General features: G+C 42.8%; 2 protein-coding genes. Both read right to left on the bottom strand.

Annotation, left to right across the window (positions count from 1 at the left end; genetic code table 11):
- The coding region (locus A3761_RS24395; protein ID WP_197473239.1) for a methyltransferase domain-containing protein at window positions 1-372 on the bottom strand (372 nt) is incomplete at its 3' end.
- A 37-nt stretch (window positions 373-409) separates the two neighbouring features.
- Window positions 410-883 (bottom strand): flagella synthesis protein FlgN, encoded by a 474-nt coding sequence (locus A3761_RS24390; protein ID WP_068507235.1) that lies wholly within the window; start codon window positions 881-883, stop codon window positions 410-412.
- Window positions 884-949 lie beyond the last annotated feature (66 nt).

Genomic DNA, 949 nt, shown 5'->3' with positions numbered 1-949 from the left:
ACTGGTAATAAAGTCGTAGCGGCCACTTAAAGGGCTTTTGTCTGGCATGTAGAAAGGATCGTACTCTTCTACGTTAAAGCCCTTTTCACGCATCATGATTGATAAAGTTGGTCCGGGTCCGCAGCCGAAATCAAGCCCATTGGCAAAGGGTTCTAGTTGAGATATCAGCGGCATAGATAACTTCTCTAGAAAGCGCCGATATCCTTTGTCTTCGGGGTTGTTTTCATGCAAATCATAGATTGATTTTTCATACCCGGGCGAGATGTGAAACTGCTTAGGAACAAATATCAGGTCACAGTGCGCACAGTTAAGGTATTCTCTGTCTACTTTGCTGTGTGAATCTCGGTGAATAGCCCTTGTTTCTTTTGACAAGCATAAAGGGCATTCATGAGTAGTTGGGGGTGGGGTATCAGGCCTGGCCAATGCGATGGGTGGATCCGTAACTTTGCTCTTTACCTTGTTGGCCATAAAGATTTTGCGTTTTGTTTTGGCCGCGGATGATTGTCATCAACTTATTCGTGCGCTGTAAGGAGCGACTAATAATGCTTCCGTTGACCTGGTTAGTATCTTTGCATTGTTGCATTTTCTCGCGGGAAGTTTGCCATAAGTTAACTAAATCATCATCATTTAGTGTTTGTAGCTTTTCCTCAACGTGTCCAGGTTTAATGCCAAGCCCAGACTCGGCTATTAACCTGGCCTTAATTTTTCCGCGAGACTCTAATTGTTGGACAGTTTGAGTTTTGTGTTTGGATAATAGAGAAATTTGATCGGTGTTGCGCGTTGTTAGGGTTTGCTTTTCTTGGTCCAAGAGCTTCTTTAAGGTATCTAGATCGACAATATCTTGACGGAGTAAGTTCTTAAGCTGCTCGGTAAACTCTGACATAGTAGACCTCATTGGAGTAATTAATGATAATTACCCCAAATCAAGCATTTTCGAGCCAAGTTATCA

The sequence above is a fragment of the Oleiphilus sp. HI0123 genome, assembly GCF_001635315.1.
This window is presented reverse-complemented; position numbering and strand designations above follow the sequence as displayed.

Bases quoted from the DNA above. Each gene is read 5' to 3' on its own strand.
- A3761_RS24390 (WP_068507235.1), bottom strand. From the start codon at position 883: ATGTCAGAGTTTACCGAGCAGCTTAAGAACTTACTCCGTCAAGATATT.